The organism is Rhodococcus sp. NPDC076796 (assembly GCF_040702765.1).
GTDB lineage: Bacteria > Actinomycetota > Actinomycetes > Mycobacteriales > Mycobacteriaceae > Rhodococcoides.
Genome location: NZ_JBFBMS010000001.1, coordinates 792,981 through 808,391 on the forward strand (window position 1 = coordinate 792,981; position 15,411 = coordinate 808,391).

The window sequence follows — 15,411 nt, forward strand, 5'->3', positions numbered from 1 at the left end:
TTGGACCCGGCGGCGGCGCAGTGGCTATCGATGGTGCTCGAGCAAAATCAGGCAGCGGTGTTGGCTCCCAGACCGCTCAGCAGGGGTGTGAGCTCTTCGCGCATGTAGTCGACGGCCGGCGGTGAGGCTTCGAGCACCGAACCGTTGATCGGCTCGTTCGTCGTGTCGAAGAAGATCACCGATCCGGACTTGACCGCAGGCAGGTTCTGGAACAGCGGATCCTGCTCCAACCGAGCCCGGTCCTCGTCGGCGGCGAGACCGACGAAGAGTACGTCCGCCTGGAATTCGCGCATGTTCTCGTAGGAGATGCCGTTGGAGGACCAGCTGTTGTCCTGGTTCGCGGCCGGCTCGAGTCCGAAGTACTCGACGGCAGATCCGTTGGGCATGTTGAACACTGCGCCGTCTCGAAGGGAGACGTAGTTGTAGGTCTTGCCCTGCAACCCGGCCAATTCACCTTCCTTGAGCGGATCGAAGCTGGCGTTCAGGTCGTCGAGCGTCTTCTGCGCCTCGGCTTCCTTGCCGACCAACTTGCCGTATGCGAGCAGCAGATCGTTGGCCGGGCTGATGCCCTCCTGGGTGCCGACGAACGTGGGTGCGATGGCCTCGTAGTCGGGGTAGATGCCCTCGTCGACCTCGAACGAACCGGTGTTGAGGATGAGGTCCGGGTCGTGGCCTGCGATCAATTCGAGGCTCGTACCCGCGTCGGTCCAGATGTCCTCGAACTCCCCGGTGAACACACCGTCGAGCCAGGGGTAGTCCGCGGGGTCTGGTGCGTCCTCGCCGATCAGGATCGGCTGCTCGCCCAACGCAACCATGATGGCCGCTACCGTCGATCCGGTGGCCACGATCCGCTCGGGCTTGCTCTCCACCGTGACCGGTCCGTAGACCGATTCCGCCGTGGCCGGGAACGCGCCGTCGCCCGTTGCGGCACCTGCCGTCGCGTCGGTCGATTCACCCGAGGATGAGCATCCTGCCAGCATCAACGCGGCCGACAGGCCGGCCACGATCAGCCGGTTCTTCTTGTACGTTTTCGAGGTCACTCGATTGCCTTCCGTGCCGCAGTGCGGCGTCCTCGCATCGGCACTCACCGACGCGCAAAGGTTTGCCTACGCTAATATGCCTGCTGTACGTTAATAACGGGCCAAAGCTCTCGTCAAGCCCAACTGCCCGAACCGAGTCGATAGGACACCCGAGGATGACCACGTCCGGACGAATCGACGGCACAGCGAATCGCGCGGACCGGCAACCTGTTTCGCGGCAGCCGCGACTCGAAGCACGCGAGGTCACCCTCGGATACAGCGAGCGGGTCATCTCCGACGCGTTGTCCGTGGAGATTCCGGCCGAATCATTCACGGTGATCATCGGTCCGAACGCCTGCGGAAAGTCGACCCTGCTTCGCGCCCTGTGTCGAGCGCTCAGCCCCAGCAGCGGACAGATCGTGCTGGACGGCAAGGACATCGACGCATACAAGTCCAAGGACGTCGCACGGCGGATGGGGCTGTTGCCGCAGAGCCCCCTGGCACCCGACGGCATCCGCGTCGCCGACCTGGTCTCACGTGGACGCCACCCGTACCAGTCGCTGTTCCAGCAGTGGCGGCCCGACGACGAGCGAGCCGTTGCGCACGCCCTGGCGGCGACACGAGTGACCGAGCTGTCGGGTCGTTTCGTCGACGAGTTGTCGGGGGGACAGCGCCAGCGCGTGTGGTTGGCCATGTTGCTGGCCCAGGAGACACCGACGCTGCTACTGGACGAGCCCACCACATTCCTCGACATCGCTCACCAGTTCCAACTCCTCGAGCTGCTCAAATCGCTTCACTCGCAACACAAGACGCTGGTCGCCGTTCTGCACGACCTCAACCAGGCGGCCCGATACGCCTCGCATCTGATCGTGATGAAGGACGGCCGCATCGTCACCACCGGGGCACCCGCCGACGTCATCACTGCCGAACTGGTCGAGGAGGTGTTCGAGCTGCCCTGCATGGTCGCCCCCGACCCGATCACCGGCACACCCAACGTCTATCCCCTCGCGCCCGAGACCTCGAAGAGTCTCGAGCGGTGAGCCCGAACCCGAACTCGCCGGCCTGGAATCCACCCCGCCGTCTCCCGGTCTTCTTCGAGGTTCCCGCGGCTCCCCCCAAGCAGCGCATCACCATTCGCGAGGACATGTCTCCCCTGGCACTCGCGGCGTCCATCGTCCGGTCCGCGGGGTGGCACGCTGTTCTGGGCTGCCTGCTCCTCGTCGTGTTCAACATCGCGACGACACTGGTCCCGCTCGCCCTCGGTGCGGCGATCGACCAGGGCATCGGCCCGGTCACCACCGGGACGCCTGCGGGCGACGCGGTCGGCGGGTTCGCGATCTGGGTGTCGGTCATCGCCGGTCTCTACGTGGTGATGAACCTGACCTACCGATTCGGCGGTCGCATCGGGTGGTACTCGGTGCAGCGCGCTCAGTACGAGTTGTCCGCCCGTGTGGTCGAGCGGATCCTCGACGTCCGCGGCACGGCGGGCGGACCGCAGCTGCCCGGACGGTTGCTGTCGGTGGCCACATCCGACAGTGAACGCACCTGCGCCGCCTTGTACTTCGCGATCTACCCACTCGGAAATCTCGTCGCCATCGTGGTGGCCGCGGTCTCGCTGTTCGTCATCCACCCGATCCTCGGAATCACCGTCGTGGTCGGGGCACCACTGCTGCTCGTACTGATGGCCCTGGCGGCACGCCCGCTTCGGGCGCGCACCGAGCGCGAGCAGGAGGCCATCGCCGACGCGGCAGGCACCGCCGCCGATCTCGTCTCCGGCTACCGCGTCATCGCCGGGATCCACGCACAGCGCGCCGCCGCCGGCCACTATCGAGGAGTTTCTCGCTCCGCCTTGCGGGGCACATTGGCGAGCAATACCGCCGAGGGTGCTCTCGTCGGCGTGAACGCAACCCTGACCGCCCTGTTCGCCGGGATCGTCACCGTCGTCGCGGCGCTGTTGACGTTCGACGGGTCCATCTCGGTCGGGGGACTCATCGCCGCTGCCGCGATGGCACAGATGCTGCTGGACCCGCTGAAGATCCTCATCGAGGAGGCAGCGACGCTGGGTGCGGAAGTTCTCGCATCCGCGCGGCGCGTGCTGAATCTGCTGTTCACCGAACCGAATCCGGACGCACTCGGTGCCGCACCGGTCGCGCCGACGCCACACCTGCGCATCGACTCCCCGACCGGAGACTCGATCGACATCCGTGCCGGTGAGTTCGTCGTGATCGATCCGACCGCAGTGGACGCCGACGTTCTGACGGCTGCCCTCACCATGACGGCCCGGGCCGGCACCGCACCTCACATCACCCTCGACGGTCGAGAACTGCGAGAGCACGATCCGACCGAGGTCCGCCGTACGATTCTCGTTGCACCCCATCGAGCGGACCTGCTCGAGGACACCGTGCTCGCCAACGTTCTGCACGACTCAGACGACGTCTCCCGCGCACGGGCGGCACTGGACTCGGCCTGCTGCGGCAGCCTCGAACACGAACTGCCGCTCGGGTACGACACCGCCATCGGCGACGGCGGTCGGACGCTGTCCGGCGGACAACGACAGCGAGTCGCGCTCGCGCGCGCCCTCTTTCGCGAACCACCGGTGCTGGTGCTGCACGATCCGACGAACTCGGTCGATTCGGCGACCGAGCACGATATCGCACACCGACTTCGCAGTGCCCGTTCCGGTTTCACCACTGTCGTCATCACCTCGTCGCCGGCGTTTCACGCGGTCGCCGAACGCAGTATCGGCCGCGACGAGGTGATGCAGTCGTGACCGCAGACCAGGCCCGTCTTCCGGTCGCCGACTGGCGGGAGATGCGCCGCGAGGTCGCCCATCTCGCGGCGGGACGGTGGTGGCGCATCGGCGGCATCCTGCTTCTGCTGCTGATCGCCTCGGCCGCAACTCTCGTGCTGCCCTTGACGATCGGCTGGATCGTCGACACCGTGACCGACCGAAGCGGTTCCGGAATTCCCACCGTGTTCTGGTGGCAATTGGGCGCCCTGGGCGGCGCGGCCGTGGTCGGCGGAATCGTCCAGTTCTCGGGGATCGTCGCACTCGGCCGGGTCATCGACACCATGGTTGCCGAGTTGCGCGAGAAGTTCATGGCCTCCGCGTTCGACCTCCCGGAGCGAGAGATCGAACGCGTGGGCGTCGGCGACATCGTCACCCGCGCCGCCACCGACACCCGCAACGTCTCCGATGACCTGCCCGGCATCCTGCCGACCGTCGCGTCGGCCGCATTCACCATCGCCCTGACCGTGGTCGGAACGGTGGTGATCGACTGGCGGTTCACCATCGCGTTCCTGTTGGCCGTGCCGCTCTATGCACGGGCACTGCAGTGGTATCTGCCTGCCGTGCCTCCGGTCTACGCCGAACTGCGATCGGCCGACAGTACCCGCGGCGAACGCGTACTCACCACGCTGACGGCACTTCCCACCGTCACCGCCTTCCGCGCGGGACCGCGTCGAGTCGACCGGATCCGCACTGCCACCTGGGAAGTGGCGCGGTGGGAGATGCGCGCTCGCATCATGCAGAACCGGTTCTTCGGACGTATCAACCTGGCCGAGGCCGTCGGACTGCTCCTGGTCCTGGTGTGCGGTTTCGTCCTCGCAGCGCGGTACGGCACCACACTCGGCCAGATCACTTCGGCCTCGCTGCTCTTCCTGCAGATCACCGGACCGATCGCCGGGTTGATGTTCGTGATGGACGATCTGCAGTCTGCCGCTGCGTCACTCGCGCGGGTGGTCGGGGTGACACGGACGACGGCCGATGTCGATACGCGTGAACTCGGCTCTGCGGTCCGGCGCAGCGAAGGCCCCGTCGTCCGCGTCGAGAACGTCGAATTCTCCTACCGTCCAGGGCATCCGGTGCTCCTCGGACTGAACCTCACCCTGGCGGCCGGTGAACATCTGGCGATCGTCGGCTCGAGCGGGTCCGGGAAGACGACTCTCGCCCGTCTCGTCGCGGGTGTACGCGAGCCGGTCGCAGGCGTCATCCACACCGCGGTCGATCGGACGCGCATTGCCTACCTCAACCAGGAGGGTCGCATCTTCGCGGCCACGCTTCGCGAGAACCTTCTGCTCGCCGCGCCCGACGCCCCCGACGATGTCCTTCTCGACGCACTGAGAACCGTCCGCGCGGACGAGGTATTCGCCTCGCTTCCCGACGGTCTCGACACCCTGCTCGGCGAAGAGGGCCATCGCCTCGTCGCAGCCGATGCTCAGCTGATCTCGTTGGCGCGGTTGGTGCTTCACGATCCGTCCGTGGCCATTCTCGACGAAGCGACCGCAGAAGCGGACTCACGAAACGCCGCGGTGCTCGACGACGCCACGGTTCGAGCCCTGGACGGGCGCGCGGCGATCGTCATCGCACATCGCCTCTCACAGGCTCGTGCGTGTGATCGCATCATGGTGCTCGAGCACGGCGTGGTCGTCGAGGAGGGGACGCACGACGGCCTGGTCGCCTCGGGTGGCCGGTACGCAGACCTGTGGGCCGTGTACAGCGCGGGAAGAACCGGCGTCGAGCACGCCGTAGAGAATTCGAGTTAAGTAAGGCTAAGATAAATCTCGGCCGATCGGTCCCCCGAGAAGGAGCGTGTGTTGAAGACGTGCATGGCAACCGTGTCGCTCGGCGGGACGCTGGAAGAGAAGATCGACGGTATCGCGACAGCGGGCTTCGATGGTCTCGAATTGCTCTGCACGGACGTGCACGCGTCGGCGCTGTCCCCGCGTGACATCGCCGATCGATGCGCAGCTCTCGGTCTGAAAATCGATCTGTACCAGCCGTTCCGGAGGGCCGAAGGGGTCACGCCCACCGAGTTTCCCGACGTCCTCGCTCGCTTCCATCGCGAACTCGACGTGATGGAAGCGCTCGGCGCGACATCGATTCTCGTCGTCTCCAACACCGACGACGACGCGAACAGCAGCCGGGACCTCTCGGCCACCCAGGTGGCCGCATTGGGTAGCGCTGCAGGCGAACACGGAGTCACGGTCATGTTCGAGGCATTGGCGTGGGGCACCCACATCAACCGCGTCGCACACGTGCGAGATGTACTCACGCGGGCAGACCATCCGAACGTGTTGCTCGCCGTCGACACGTTTCATCTGGTCGCGGGCGGAGAGGGTGCCGAGGCCGTCGCCGACCTCGAACCCGGTTCGGTCGGTCTGCTCCAGATCGCGGACGCCCCCTGGATGCCGCTCGACCTACTCACGTGGAGTCGCAACTACAGATGCTTCCCCGGAGCGGGCGAATTCGACCTCGTCACTCCCGTTGCCTCCGTTCTGAATTCGGGCTACAGCGGACCGGTGTCGCTGGAGATCTTCAATCCCGGATACCGCGAGCGCCCCGCCGCAGACGTCGCACGGCACGGTGCGGAATCGCTCCGACGCCTGCTGGCCGACGTCGACACGCTGGCCACCTCCACCCTGCCCGCGTAACAGCACACGAGAGAAGGACCTTTTCGCGATGTCGGTGACCGAGAATTCCGTCGTACAGAGTTCGATCCCGCCCGTCGAGCCTCTCCGTCTGGACGGTGTTGTTCCGTATCCGGAGGAATTCGCCGAACGGTACCGGGCAGAGGGCATCTGGATCGATCGGACGTTCTCGGAGTTCCTGTTCGACGCGATCGAGCGCTCCTCCGGCCGGATTGCCTTCAGCAGCGGCGATGCACACACGACCTACGCCGAGCTGGGTGAGCGGGTTCTTCGGCTCGCTGCCGGATTGCAGCACGAGGGCATCGAACGGGGCGATCGGGTGGTGGTCCACCTGCCCAACATCGTCGAGTTCGTCTCGCTCGTCTTCGCGCTGTACGAGATCGGTGCCGTTCCGGTTCTGGCACCGGTGGCGTTGCGCAAACACGAGATCGAGTACATCGTCGATACCACCGGCGCTCGTGGATACATCACCGCCGACTCGCACGACGGGTACGACCTTGCCGCACTTGCAGCCGAACTCGTTGGATCGTCGGCGTCGTTGCGGCACACCATCATTGTCGCCCGCGACGGCGGTGGTGCCGACCTCGAGCGACTGCTCGCGCACGGTTCGGTGGAGCACACCCGGCGTTCGCTGCCATCGGACGTTGCGTTTCTGGCGCTGTCGGGTGGAACGACGGGTCGGCCGAAGATCGTCGCGCACACCCACGAGACCTACCTCGCGTCGGTGCGCGCAGCGGTGAGTGTCGCGGGCGTCAGCGAATCGACCGTCCAGCTCATCGTGCTGCCCATGTCGCACAGCTTCGCCATGCGGTCGCCCGGATTCCTCGGCGTTCTCAGCGTCGGTGGGCGAGTTGTATTGACGCCGAACGGAAGTCCAGACGTCGCGTTCCCGCTCGTGGCGCAGCACGGTGTCACCCACGTCGCCCTGGTGCCGCCGCTCGCTCTCGCGTGGCTGAACTCGACCCGCAAAGAAGAGCACGATCTGTCCTCCCTCGAGGTTGTCCAGGTCGGCGGCGCGAAGTTCGGGCGAGAATCCGCGATTCGGATCCGCAGCGAACTGGGCACCACCTTGCAGCAGAGTTTCGGAATGTCCGAGGGCCTGCACACCTTCACCGGTCTGGACGAGGACGACGAGACGATCACCACCCGCCAAGGGCGACCGGCGACATCGGCCGACGAGATCAAGGTCGTCGACGACAACGGCAACGAGGTGCCGCGGGGTACGTCCGGGAATCTGTGGACCCGTGGGCCGTCGACCATTCGCGGATATTTCCGCGCTCCCGAACACAATTCGAGCTTCACACCCGACGGGTTCTACATCACCGGCGACATCGTGACCCAGGACGAGCGCGGATACCTGACGGTGACCGGACGGACGAAGGATCAGATCAATCGCGGCGGCGAGAAGATCGCACCGGCCGAGGTGGAAGACCTGCTGCTCGCCCACCCGGCAGTGCACGAGGTCTCCGTCGTCGGAATTCCCGACGACATGCTCGGCGAACGGATCAAGGCTTCGGTCCTCCCCCGCGACGGTGCCGACCGAAAAGAGCTGACACTCCCCCGTATTCGCCAGTTCCTTCGAGGCCGAAACCTCGCCTCGTACAAGATGCCCGACGTCGTCGAGGTGGTCGACGCCTTCGAGCGAACAGCGGTGGGCAAGATCAGCAAGCGCAGCTAGCGTCGTGGATCGGCTCCTCGCTTTCGGAAATACGCCTCCGATCGGCGTCGGGTATTCGGGTCCGAGGAGCTGATTCACGGCGGCCGGTCAACGACGGGTTGCGGCGAACACGTCGACCGGATGCGGCACCCGAAGCTTGCCGTCGGAGCCCGGCACCGAGACCGCGCCGAGATAGGCCCGCACGGGGCCGTACAACTCGGGAGTGAGCCGGGCCTGTACCGCGAAGTCGAGTACCTCGTCGCTCGCGGAGGCGAGGTCGACCAGCGCGTCGAGGGTGACCACGTCGTCGACCGCGATCCCGCCGTCGACGAAGGCCTTCTCGACATCCGCGCTGAACCACTGCCGGTGGCCCTCCAGAGGCGGGGCAAGGACCCCGACCAGCGCGTTGAGCGCTGCCGACGGTGCGATGGCCACCCACAGCTCACCGCCGGGCCGCAGCAGGTTCAGCGCGGCACGCAAAGTTGCCCCGACATCGGCGACGTAATACATCGAGTGCACGAACAGCACCACGTCGAAGGTCTCGTCCACCGGGGCGTCGTCGAAGGACGCCACGTGCGCCTCGACGCTGAGCTCGTCGGCCCCCAGCGCGGCCATCGTGGCGGTGAAGAGCTCCACGCTCCCGGGCCAGGGGTCGATGCCGACGTACCGGACCGGTCGGCCGGACTTCCGCTGCACGAGACCAGCGGCGAGCCGGCCGTCCAGCGACCCGTCACCGCACCCCACCGACAGCACCGAGATCGGCCGGTCCCCCATCCTCGCCAGCCTGCCTGCGAGGTCTTCGGCGATCAGACTGCGCTGGTCGGACAGTCGCTCGAAAGCGGCGTGGTCTCGGGCGTAGGAGTCGGGCTCGAGACCGGCAAGGGGCCCGGTGCCACGCCGCAGGGCGCGCAACGCGTCGAGGAACCCGGCCACGGTGTCGGTCGACGAAGTCGGAGCTATGTTGGACACCACATCGAGTGAACCACGACGCACCCAGGAATGCGTTGCGGTTGGCTTCCCGAGAGGAGTGCCATGAGCAACGGAGACACAGCCGAGCGCAGTCTCGACCACTGGAGTGAGGCCGGCCGAACGGGCATGGAGGCGTTCTACGCCCTGGCCACCGAGGACTACCACCAACTGGCACTGGCAGCCGACTGGCCCGCCCTGCTGGCCGAGCACGCGCACGACGGCTGGTCGCTGCTCGACGTGGCCTGCGGCAGCGGCAAGTTTCCCACCGCGCTACGTCGCTATACCGATCTGTCCGGCGTTCCCGAGGTGGCCTACGACCTGCTCGACCCGTCTGCGTTCTCGGTGGCCGAGGCACGCGGGGCGCTCGACGCGCCGTTCGTACCCCGCGACGAGCTGGTGATGACGTTGCAGGACCTGCCCGCCGAACGGACCGGGTACGACATCGTGTGGGCCACCCACGCGCTGTACGCCCTTCCGCCTGCCGAGTTGGACGCCGCAGCCGAACGATTCGTGGCTGCGCTCGCCCCCGGCGGCCTCGGTCTGGTCGCGCAGGCCACGGCGGCCTCCCACTACCTGGCGTTCTACGACGCCTTCCGGGCAGGCGTCCGCGAAGCGACCCCGTACACGACGGCCGAGCAGGTGCGTGACGCGCTGATCCGAGCCGGCGCGGACGTGCGCGACCAGCGCGTCACGTACACCACCGGTACGTCCGATCGCGTTGTCGTCGAAGGGTTTCTGCAACGCTGCGCCTTCGACGATTCCGTGTCGCTCGAGGAGATGGAAGCAGCGCCGGTGCTGGGCGATTACCTCGCCTCCTGCCGCGACGAGTCGGGTTCCTACACCTTCTCCCACGAGGCAGCCCTGCTGTGGCTCTGACGAACGAACGACTCCCCGAGCAGAACCGCGATGGCGGTATCGACCAGGACTGGGCCGGCGACGATCAGGACTGGTGGGATTGGTACGTCACGCTCGCTGCCAACGACCAGGCACCCACCGAGTTGGTCGACGGGCCCGGCCTACCCGACGCCCCGGCGGCGTCCGACGAGCAGGTCGAGCGTGAGCTCGCCGAGCCGTACGAGCTCGACTCTGCCGCGGTCGAGTCCTTCGCTCGGGAAGCGTTCGTGAAGTTGCCGGCCGTCCTGTCGCCTGCGGTGGTACGACGCCTCGCCGAGCGTCTGGAGGATCTGCTGCGCGCCGAGCATGGTGAGAACGTCGCAGGCCGGTTCACCGCGCTCGAGCAGATGTGGCTCCATGACGACCTGATGCGCGCCGTGGCGCTGTCTCCCCGGATCGGCGGCCTGGCCGCAGCCCTGCTCGCAGAACCGGCCGTTCGGCTCTACCACGACAATGCACTGTCCAAGGAGCCCGGTTGTGGCCGCACACCCTGGCACCACGACGCGGAGCACTTCCCGCTGCAGACCGTCCAGGCGGTCACCGCGTGGATGCCGATGTCGGCGATCCCCGGCCTAATGGGTCCGCTGTCCTTCGCCCGCGGCCGGGAGGTGCTGGCCGAGGTCGCCGAACTGGAGTTCGACAAAGTCGGCACGTCGTACGACGAGGCCGTCGCCCATCGCTTCGTCGAGCGTGACGTCGCGGTGGCCTCGGAGCCGTTCGAGGTGGGAGACGTGTCCTTCCACTCCGCGCTGTGCTTCCACACTGCCGGGCCGAACCGGACGACACAGCCGCGCCGAGCGTTGGCGACCACCTACTTCGCCGACGGGGCTCGTGTCGTGGAATCGCCGACGCTGATCAGCGGCACGTGGCGCGAGTTCCTACCCGGCGTCGAGCCCGGCGGTCTTGCGGCCTCCGAACTCAACCCGGTGGTCGGCCGCCGAGACTGAGCCGACGGTTTCAGTGGACACACGTACACTCGATTGCGTGGGGACCACATCTCAGAGCACCCAGGAGTGGGGCGAGCTCGGTGAGCTCGCCCTTCGCGAGCTGGCGTCGGCCGCGGGTGGTGTTCGCAAAGTGCACTCGGCCATCGCACGACGCACGTTCGCTGCCGTGCGACTCGGCGTCGGCCCCGCCGTCCTACCGACACAGCTGATGCACGACGCGATCGCCGCCGGCACCTACGCGACCATCGCGGCCGCCTGCACCGGCGCAGCCAAAACAGTCGGTGCGCTGACCGGCAGTTCCGAAGTGGCCGACGACGAAGCGACCGAGGACGACCCTCGGCCGTCGCCGTCGCACACCACGTACGGCGCACAGACCATCGCGATCCTGCACGGGCTCATCGGCGACGACATGGAGCGCACCGCCCGAGTCCTCGCCTACCCGATGTCGATACGCGTCGACGGACGCCCTGTGCCCCCGAAGTACCGCGCTCTGGCCACTGCTTTTCCCGATGCGGGCGCACACCTCGTGGTGTTCCTGCACGGTCTGGTCGAAACCGAATCGGCATGGCGGCTCGGTGGGCGACCCACGTACGGGGAGCGGCTGGATTCCGAAGCCGACACGACCTCGATCTTCTTGCGCTACAACACCGGACGTCGCATCGCCACCAACGGCGCGGACCTATCGGACCTGCTGGAACAGCTCGTGCAGGCATGGCCCGTACGGGTTCATCGCATCACCCTGGTCGGCCATTCCATGGGAGGCCTGGTCTCGCGCAGCGCAGCACACCACGCTGCGGAGAACGGCCGCCGATGGGTGGACCTGTTGACTGACGTATTCACCTTGGGAACACCACATCTGGGTGCGCCGCTCGCACGCGGCGTTCACGTCGCCACCGCAGCGCTGGCACTCGCGCCCGAGACCCGGCCGTTCGCAAACCTATTGGCGCGTCGAAGCGCCGGAGTCCGCGACCTCATCCACGGATCGATCACCGCAGACGAGGGACATGCCAGCTACGCCGACGGATTCGACGTCGGAGTTGCCGCGGACATCTCGGTTCCGGAGGGGGTACGGCATCATCACGCGTCCGCGGTCGTCACCGGAAACCCGCGACACCCGGTCGGAATATTCGTGGGCGACGGCCTGGTTCGCACCGACAGCGCCGGCGGACGGAACAAACTGCGCAACATAGGACTTCGTCCCGACGACGGGCTGGCGATCAACAGCGCGCATCACTTCACCTTGCTCAACGACGAGAGAGTGTACGGCTGGATGCGAAAAATCCTGGTCGATCGATCCCGGCCGTGATCTACTTTTCGGCCAGACCTGTTGCCGTAGCAAGATATTCACGCGAATCTCGAAACGTCTGCGCCACACCGCGCCCGGCTATAGCTCGGTACCGACTGATCTGATCGTCATCGAGTAGATCGAGCACCGTGCTGGAATCCGCATGCATCCAACCGCCGTCTCGCACCAATTCGTGGGGCCGTTTGCCCTGCAGCGCTGCAATCCCTTCGACCCTGATTCCCTTCGGATCGGTCGACACCGCGAGGTAGTAGGCCTTCTTGCCCGAGTAACCGGCCTTGACCTTCGAGCGCAGCCGCAAGACCGCATCGGCCGCGTCATCGACGGCGGACGACTGCTCGTCGGAACCCGATTCGGCAGCTGAGAGTCGCGAGATCTCAGCATCCAGTCCAGCAAGCAAAGTGGCGAGGTACTCGAGATCGCTCATCGACCCATGATGCCCTACGGCAGTGAACTCCTGAACCAGCACCCGAGGGCAATGGTATCCATACCTGAGGTGCGTGCGCGCATTTCCAACCCGGACAGAACGAAGGTATCCACGACATGACGCAACTCGGTCTCGGCCTTGCCGCACTCGGACGGCCCGAGTACCTGACGGTCGGGCACTCGGACGCTGTGGACGGGCGATTCGATCCGGCGGCCCTGGAGCAGCTGTGCCACGCAGTACTCGACGCCGCGTGGGACCGCGGAGTTCGACACTTCGACGTCGCGCGCTCCTACGGTTTTGCCGAGCGCTTCCTCGGCAGCTGGCTGTCCCGACACCCCCATCGGCGAGAAGAGCTGGTGATCGGCTCCAAGTGGGGATACGCCTACGTCGCCGATTTTCAGCGGGGTGCCGAAGTTCACGAGGTCAAAGAACACTCGGTTGCACGCTTGGCCGAGCAGTGGCCGCAGACTCTGCGCGACCTCGGCGGTGCGCCCGACCACTACCTGATTCACAGCGTCACCCCGGACAGTCCAGCTCTCGGCGACACTGCACTGCTGGACGACCTGCGCGCAATAGCCGAGAGCGGTACCCGAATCGGCATCAGCACCAGCGGGCCGCATCAAGCCGATGTGGTTTGTGCAGCGCTGGACATCGGGGTGTTCAGCTCGGTGCAGTCGACGTGGAACCCACTCGAGCCGTCCGTCGGCCCGGCCTTGGCACGCGCACACGAGGCCGGCTGGTTCGTTGTCGTCAAAGAGGCGATGGCCAATGGCCGACTCGTCGCGGAGGATTCTGCGCTTGCCCGGGTGGCGGATTCGGCCGGGGTCGGCCGTGACGCCCTCGCATTGGCGAGTGCACTCGCGCAACCGTGGGCCGATGTCGTGCTCTCCGGCGCGGCCACCGCGGGGCAACTCGAACAGAATGTCGCTGCACTGTCGATCGACCGCGAACTGATCGCAGCGGCCGGTTCGGACATTGCAGAAAACCCGGAGAGCTACTGGGACAACCGCTCTCGCCTGGCATGGACGTGATCCCCTGAACGGGGTCTCGAGGACGAGTTCACGAAGCGATGCGACCGACCGCCGTGCCGGACGGTGAGTCGAAATCCACGACGCGTTCACAGGGTCGTTGTGCTCCGGTGACAACGGAGTCCGAAAAGTCTGGCCTCGCGGGCCGTATCACCCTATGGCGGGGGTCACTAGTGTCTTGAATCACAGCACTAGCGAGGGGATCGAACATCGTGTCCGGCATTGACTATCTACCGTGGAACTCAGACGCAGAACGAGCGGACCTACCATGCATTCGCGACGACAACGAAGAGTTGACGTACGCCGAGTTCTCCACGCGTGTAGATCGTTTCGCTTCCTGCCTGCTGGCCGATGGAATCACGGCGGGCGATGTGATCGCGGTGATGCTGCCCAATCGCGTGGAGTTGTTGATTGCCATCATGGCAGCGTGGCGGATCGGTGCAGCAGCAACGCCGGTCAACCCCACCTTCACCTACACCGAGGCCGGCTATCAGATCGACGACGCACGCGCGGCCATGACCATCGTCGAGGACGGTGCGTCTCCGGTCGAAGGAAAAGTCACCCGTTCGGTCGATGACATCGCCTCTCGCACAGTCGGACTCGTCGGTGTGGAGCCGGTCGACCCGGCTCCGGAGGATCTGGCCCTACTGATCTACACATCGGGATCCACCGGACGCCCGAAGGGTGTGGAACTGACCCACTCGAATTTGCAATACATGGCCGGAGCGATGGCCACTCACCTCGGCTTGACCAGTGACGACCACAGCCTGCTCATCCTTCCGCTCTTCCACGTCAACGCGATCTGTGTCAGCGTGCTCGCCCCGCTGTCGGTGGGCGGTCAGGTCAGCATCACCGGACGCTTCTCGCCGTCGAGATTCTTCGACGACGTCGCGCGGCTGCGCCCGACGTACTTCTCGGCCGTCCCGACGATCTATGCGCTACTGACCGCTCAGGCCGATGACGTCGTCTCCGACACCTCCTCTCTTCGATTCGCAGTATGCGGTGCCGCTCCTATATCGAAGGAACTACTCGATCGGGCCGAAACGAGATTCGGCTACACGATCGTCGAAGGGTATGGACTCACCGAAGGGACGTGTGCGTCGGCGTGCAATCCCCCCAACGGCATTCGCAAATTGGGTACCGTAGGCCCTGCTCTCCCCGGCCAATCGATTGCGATCGCCGACGAACACGGAGAACTCCTGCCGGTGGGTGCCGTCGGTGAAGTTCTCATCTCCGGCCCCAATGTCATGCGCGGGTATCTCGACCGTCCCGACGAATCCTCGCGAACGGTCGTCGACGGATGGTTGCACACCGGCGACGTGGGCCGCCTCGACGAGGATGGGTACCTCACTCTCGTCGACCGCATCAAGGACATGATCATCCGCGGGGGTGAGAACATCTACCCCAAAGAGATCGAGAACGCACTCGCCACTCATCCCGAGATCCTCGAAGCCGCCGTCGTCGGGGCACCCGACGACGTCTACGGCGAAGTCCCTGTCGCCTACGTCGTGACCTATCCGAACTCGGAGGTGACGTCTACCGATCTGCTCGATCATCTGCGCGCCCGCCTCACCAAAGTCAAACTGCCCGTTGCGATCCACGTCGTGGACGCCTTGCCACGCAACCCCGTCGGAAAGATCGACAAACCCGGCCTGCGCCGCACCCTCCGAACCCCCTCGGCCACGCCCGTGGGCTGAACTCCACTCGCCGTACGACACGCGTCACTCCTGGTCCGAA

13 protein-coding genes are annotated in these 15,411 nt (G+C 66.0%); 10 read left to right on the forward strand and 3 right to left on the reverse strand.

The genetic code is table 11. The features are described 5' to 3' along the window. Positions 1–47 precede the first annotated feature (47 nt). A complete protein-coding gene (locus AB0366_RS03655) occupies positions 48–1,040 on the reverse strand; it encodes an ABC transporter substrate-binding protein (protein WP_366242737.1) in 993 nt (330 codons plus the stop codon). Between the two features lie 155 nt (positions 1,041–1,195). Here AB0366_RS03655 and AB0366_RS03660 point away from each other — a divergent pair, with 155 nt between their 5' ends. The 5 genes from AB0366_RS03660 (at position 1,196) to AB0366_RS03680 (ending at position 8,127) form a co-directional block, all read left to right on the forward strand. Next, the gene (locus tag AB0366_RS03660) at positions 1,196–2,059 is read left to right on the forward strand and encodes an ABC transporter ATP-binding protein (RefSeq protein ID WP_366242738.1); all 864 of its coding nucleotides are present in this window, start codon (positions 1,196–1,198) and stop codon (positions 2,057–2,059) included. After that, the gene (locus AB0366_RS03665; protein ID WP_366242739.1) at positions 2,056–3,789 is read left to right on the forward strand and encodes an ABC transporter ATP-binding protein; all 1,734 of its coding nucleotides are present in this window, start codon (positions 2,056–2,058) and stop codon (positions 3,787–3,789) included. Before AB0366_RS03660 ends, AB0366_RS03665 begins: the two co-directional genes overlap by 4 nt. Beyond that, a complete protein-coding gene (locus AB0366_RS03670) occupies positions 3,786–5,564 on the forward strand; it encodes an ABC transporter ATP-binding protein (RefSeq protein WP_366242740.1) in 1,779 nt (592 codons plus the stop codon). Before AB0366_RS03665 ends, AB0366_RS03670 begins: the two co-directional genes overlap by 4 nt. Positions 5,565–5,627: 63 nt before the next feature. Continuing rightward, on the forward strand, positions 5,628–6,452 hold the full coding sequence (locus AB0366_RS03675; protein WP_366242741.1) for a sugar phosphate isomerase/epimerase family protein: 825 nt from the start codon (positions 5,628–5,630) through the stop codon (positions 6,450–6,452). Positions 6,453–6,480: 28 nt separating this feature from the next. Next, a complete protein-coding gene (locus AB0366_RS03680) occupies positions 6,481–8,127 on the forward strand; it encodes an AMP-binding protein (protein ID WP_366242742.1) in 1,647 nt (548 codons plus the stop codon). Positions 8,128–8,214: 87 nt separating this feature from the next. Here AB0366_RS03680 and AB0366_RS03685 read toward each other — a convergent pair whose 3' ends face one another. Further along, positions 8,215–9,075: a class I SAM-dependent methyltransferase gene (locus AB0366_RS03685; RefSeq protein ID WP_366242743.1), complete on the reverse strand. Its 861-nt coding sequence runs from the start codon at positions 9,073–9,075 to the stop codon at positions 8,215–8,217. A gap of 63 nt (positions 9,076–9,138) precedes the next feature. On the opposite strand from AB0366_RS03685, the gene AB0366_RS03690 reads away from it, so the two are divergent. The 3 genes from AB0366_RS03690 to AB0366_RS03700 are packed head-to-tail and all read left to right on the forward strand — an operon-like array spanning position 9,139 to position 12,222. Continuing rightward, positions 9,139–9,951 carry a class I SAM-dependent methyltransferase gene (locus AB0366_RS03690; RefSeq protein ID WP_366242744.1) on the forward strand — a complete coding sequence of 271 codons (813 nt, stop codon included), beginning with the start codon at positions 9,139–9,141 and terminating at the stop codon, positions 9,949–9,951. Next, on the forward strand, positions 9,942–10,916 hold the full coding sequence (locus tag AB0366_RS03695; RefSeq protein WP_366242745.1) for a phytanoyl-CoA dioxygenase family protein: 975 nt from the start codon (positions 9,942–9,944) through the stop codon (positions 10,914–10,916). Before AB0366_RS03690 ends, AB0366_RS03695 begins: the two co-directional genes overlap by 10 nt. 37 nt (positions 10,917–10,953) lie before the next feature. After that, positions 10,954–12,222 carry an alpha/beta hydrolase gene (locus AB0366_RS03700; protein WP_366242746.1) on the forward strand — a complete coding sequence of 423 codons (1,269 nt, stop codon included), beginning with the start codon at positions 10,954–10,956 and terminating at the stop codon, positions 12,220–12,222. A gap of 1 nt (position 12,223) precedes the next feature. On the opposite strand, the gene AB0366_RS03705 is transcribed toward AB0366_RS03700, so the two are convergent. Next, positions 12,224–12,646 carry a phosphate acetyltransferase gene (locus AB0366_RS03705; protein WP_347873377.1) on the reverse strand — a complete coding sequence of 141 codons (423 nt, stop codon included), beginning with the start codon at positions 12,644–12,646 and terminating at the stop codon, positions 12,224–12,226. 116 nt (positions 12,647–12,762) lie between these two features. Between AB0366_RS03705 and AB0366_RS03710 the strand changes: the two genes are divergently transcribed. Next, positions 12,763–13,677, forward strand: a complete 915-nt coding sequence (locus tag AB0366_RS03710; protein WP_347873378.1) for an aldo/keto reductase — start codon at positions 12,763–12,765, stop codon at positions 13,675–13,677. 209 nt (positions 13,678–13,886) lie between these two features. Continuing rightward, positions 13,887–15,371: an AMP-binding protein gene (locus AB0366_RS03715; protein ID WP_347873379.1), complete on the forward strand. Its 1,485-nt coding sequence runs from the start codon at positions 13,887–13,889 to the stop codon at positions 15,369–15,371. Positions 15,372–15,411: the final 40 nt, after the last annotated feature.